We start from the raw sequence: 3,271 nt of genomic DNA, 5'->3' as shown, positions 1-3,271 counted from the left end.
GACTGCTGCGGTGGTCGTCCGGAACTGTGTGAGCCGCTCGTCGCCGAATTCACCCTATGCTGCACCACCCCTTCGGAGGGAAAGAATGCCTGCTGATCGCGTCTACAACCTCCTGTTCCTCTGCACCGGAAACTCGGCTCGATCGATCCTAGGGGAAGCCCTGATCAACCATGTGGGTGGTGATCGCTTCCGCGGGTTTTCGGCCGGCTCGACGCCCAAGGGTGCGGTGCATCCCCTGACCCTGCAGACGCTGCGCAAGGCGGGAATCTCCACCGACGGCCTGCGCTCGAAGGCATGGGACGAGTTCGCGACGCCTGACGCGCCGAAGATGGACTTCGTCTTTACCGTCTGTGACAACGCCGCCGGCGAAGCCTGCCCGGTCTGGCCGGGACATCCGGTGACGGCGCACTGGGGCATCGAGGACCCCGCCGCAGTCGAGGGCCCCGACTTCAAGAAGGAGGCTGCGTTCGACGACGCCTTGCGCTACCTGCGCAACCGCATCGCGGCCTTCATGAACCTGCCGCTGGCGACCATCGATCGGATGTCGCTCACCTCGAGGCTGCAAGGCATTGGCGCCATGGATGGCTCCACCGGATCGGACAAAGGGGCGGCCTGATGCTTGAATACAAGGTTCACGCAAGGCGGGTCGACGCCAATGGCAGCCTCGCCACCTGCAAGGAGGCGGAATTGGTTATCGACACCGCCCTTGCGGGACGCCCGGACGCCTTCAATCCGGCCGAGTTGTTTCTCGCCTCGATAGCCGCCTGCATGCTCAAGGGCATCGAGCGGGTCAGCCCGATGCTGAAGTTCGAGCTTCGCGGGGTGGAGGTGAGCCTTGAGGCCAAGCGCCAGGATGCTCCGCCGCGCATCATCTCGGTCGATTACGTCCTGACGGTCGACAGTGACGAGTCCGACCAGAGGCTGGAACTGCTGCACACGAACGTACGCAAATACGGCACCATCTTCAACACCGTCGCCGAGTCTGCCGGTCTCAACGGCAAGCTGATCCGAAAGACCTGACCCCGTGTCCATCTTCGAACGCTACCTGACCCTTTGGGTCGCCATCTGCATCATTGTCGGGGTCGCCGCCGGCCATTTCCTGCCTTCGTTCTTCGAGGGCTTGGCCGCTCTCGAATATGCGCGGGTCAACCTGCCGATGGCGGTCCTGATCTGGCTGATGATCATCCCCATGCTGGTGCGCATCGACTTCATGTCGCTGCGCCAGGTCGGCGCCTACTGGCGCGGTATCGGCGTCACCCTGTTCATCAACTGGGCCATCAAACCGTTCTCCATGGCATTGTTGGGCTGGCTTTTCATCGGCTGGCTGTTCCGCCCGCTGCTGCCGGAAACGCAGATCGACAGCTACATAGCCGGCCTTATCATCCTTGCCGCTGCACCCTGTACCGCCATGGTATTCGTGTGGTCCAACCTGACCCGGGGCGAGCCGCACTTCACCCTGTCGCAGGTGGCGCTGAACGACGCCATCATGGTGATAGCCTTCGCCCCCATCGTCGGCCTGCTGCTCGGTCTCTCCGCTATCACCGTCCCCTGGGACACGCTGCTGCTCTCGGTCGGGCTTTATATCGTCGTGCCGGTGATCGCCGCACAGCTCTACCGCCGCTGGCTGCTGGCCAACGGCGGGATCGACAAGATGAACCGGGCGCTTGCAGTCCTGCAGCCGATCTCCATTGCCTCATTGCTGCTGACCCTCGTCATGCTCTTCGGCTTCCAGGGCGAACAGATCATCGCCCAGCCCACGGTCATCCTGCTGCTGGCGGTGCCGATCCTGATCCAGGTCTACTTCAACTCCGGCCTCGCCTACCTGCTGAACCGGGTGTCGGGGGAGCAGCACTGCGTTGCGGGACCGTCCGCCCTGATCGGTGCCTCGAACTTCTTCGAGCTGGCAGTTGCCGCCGCCATCAGCCTGTTCGGCTTCAATTCCGGCGCAGCGCTTGCCACCGTTGTCGGCGTGCTGGTGGAAGTGCCGGTGATGCTCTCGGTGGTCTGGATCGTGAACCGCACCAAGGGCTGGTACGAACGCGGTGCAGCCGTCAGCCGCAACACCGAAGCGAGGGCCGCCGAATGAGCGTCACCATCTATCACAACCCCGACTGCGGCACGTCTCGCAACACCTTGGCGATGATCCGCCAGAGCGGCGTCGAGCCCGCGGTGATCGAATACCTCAAGACCCCGCCCGACCGGGCCACCGTCACCCGGCTGATCCGCGATGCCGGGCTCACTGTGCGCGAGGCGCTTCGAAAGAAGGATACACCCTTCGATGAACTCGGATTGGCTGACCCCACCAGGACCGACGATGATTTGCTCGACGCGATCGCGGAACACCCAATCCTGCTCAACCGTCCCTTTGTGGTGACCCCGAGAGGCACGCGCCTATGCCGCCCCTCCGAGGTCGTGCTCGACATCCTCGAAAACCCTGAGATCGGCCCGTTCACCAAAGAGGACGGCGAGGTCATCATCAATGCAGAAGGGAGCCGGCTTGTCTGATCTACCCAACGTCGTACCGGCCGCTCTCGAAGTTCCAGATTTCTCCCGTCTCAATGCTCCGAACCTGCAGCACAAGCCACGCATCCTGATGCTCTACGGCTCGCTGCGGGAGCGCTCCTATTCCCGGTTCCTGACCCTTGAAGGGCAGCGGCTGCTCGAAGCGTTCGGCGCCGAGGTCCGGGTCTTTCACGCTAACGGCTTGCCGCTGCCGAACGACGCACCGGACACTCACCCCAAGGTGCAGGAACTGCGTGAGGCCATGCTGTGGTCGGAGGGGCAGGTCTGGACGTCGCCCGAGCGACACGGTGCCATGAGCGCAGTGATGAAGGCGCAGATCGACTGGATACCGCTACCGGGAGGCGCCATCCGCCCCACGCAAGGTAGAACCTTGGCAGTCATGCAGGTGTCGGGCGGGTCCCAGTCCTTCAACGCCGTGAACCAGATGCGTATCCTGGGCCGGTGGATGCGGATGGTCACCATCCCGAACCAGTCGTCGGTGGCCAAGGCCTTCCAGGAGTTCGACGACGACGGACGCATGAGACCGTCGTCGTATTACGACAGGGTTGTCGACGTCATGGAAGAGCTGGTGAAGGTCACGCTGATCAATCGCGGCGTTTCCGGCTACCTGACCTCCCGCTACAGCGAGCGTAAAGAAACGGCAGCTAAACTTGAGGAGCGGGTCGGCATTAAGTCGATCTAAAACGCAGGTTGGCTCCAGAATTCGTCGATACGAGACGTCAGTTTTCGTAATGCGGACATTCCAAAG

5 protein-coding genes are annotated in these 3,271 nt (G+C 62.7%); all 5 read left to right on the top strand.

The genetic code is table 11. From position 1 onward, the window contains the following. Positions 1–85 precede the first annotated feature (85 nt). Genes BGO80_RS00025 through arsH form a run of 5 tightly spaced genes read left to right on the top strand, consistent with a single transcriptional unit; the run spans position 86 to position 3,205 of the window. A complete protein-coding gene (locus BGO80_RS00025; protein ID WP_126148534.1) occupies positions 86–616 on the top strand; it encodes an arsenate reductase ArsC in 531 nt (176 codons plus the stop codon). Further along, on the top strand, positions 616–1,020 hold the full coding sequence (locus tag BGO80_RS00020) for an OsmC family protein (RefSeq protein ID WP_126148535.1): 405 nt from the start codon (positions 616–618) through the stop codon (positions 1,018–1,020). Before BGO80_RS00025 ends, BGO80_RS00020 begins: the two co-directional genes overlap by 1 nt. A gap of 4 nt (positions 1,021–1,024) precedes the next feature. Next, a complete protein-coding gene (gene arsB, locus BGO80_RS00015; RefSeq protein ID WP_182395236.1) occupies positions 1,025–2,086 on the top strand; it encodes an ACR3 family arsenite efflux transporter in 1,062 nt (353 codons plus the stop codon). Further along, positions 2,083–2,505, top strand: a complete 423-nt coding sequence (gene arsC / locus BGO80_RS00010) for an arsenate reductase (glutaredoxin) (RefSeq protein WP_126148537.1) — start codon at positions 2,083–2,085, stop codon at positions 2,503–2,505. The genes arsB and arsC overlap by 4 nt, the downstream gene beginning before the upstream one ends. Continuing rightward, on the top strand, positions 2,480–3,205 hold the full coding sequence (gene arsH / locus BGO80_RS00005; RefSeq protein WP_126148538.1) for an arsenical resistance protein ArsH: 726 nt from the start codon (positions 2,480–2,482) through the stop codon (positions 3,203–3,205). Before arsC ends, arsH begins: the two co-directional genes overlap by 26 nt. The last annotated feature ends 66 nt before the right edge of the window (positions 3,206–3,271 follow it).

It is taken from the genome of Devosia sp. 63-57 (genome assembly GCF_001899045.1).
Taxonomy (GTDB): Bacteria; Pseudomonadota; Alphaproteobacteria; order Rhizobiales; family Devosiaceae; genus Devosia; species Devosia equisanguinis.
The sequence above is the reverse complement of the archived record's forward strand: the minus strand, read 5'-3'. Positions and strand labels throughout refer to the sequence as shown.

Coding starts and splice junctions, on each gene's coding strand:
- BGO80_RS00025 (WP_126148534.1), top strand. CDS start 86: ATGCCTGCTGATCGCGTCTACAACCTCCTGTTCCTCTGCACCGGAAAC.
- BGO80_RS00020 (WP_126148535.1), top strand. CDS start 616: ATGCTTGAATACAAGGTTCACGCAAGGCGGGTCGACGCCAATGGCAGC.
- arsC (WP_126148537.1), top strand. CDS start 2,083: ATGAGCGTCACCATCTATCACAACCCCGACTGCGGCACGTCTCGCAAC.
- arsH (WP_126148538.1), top strand. CDS start 2,480: ATGCAGAAGGGAGCCGGCTTGTCTGATCTACCCAACGTCGTACCGGCC.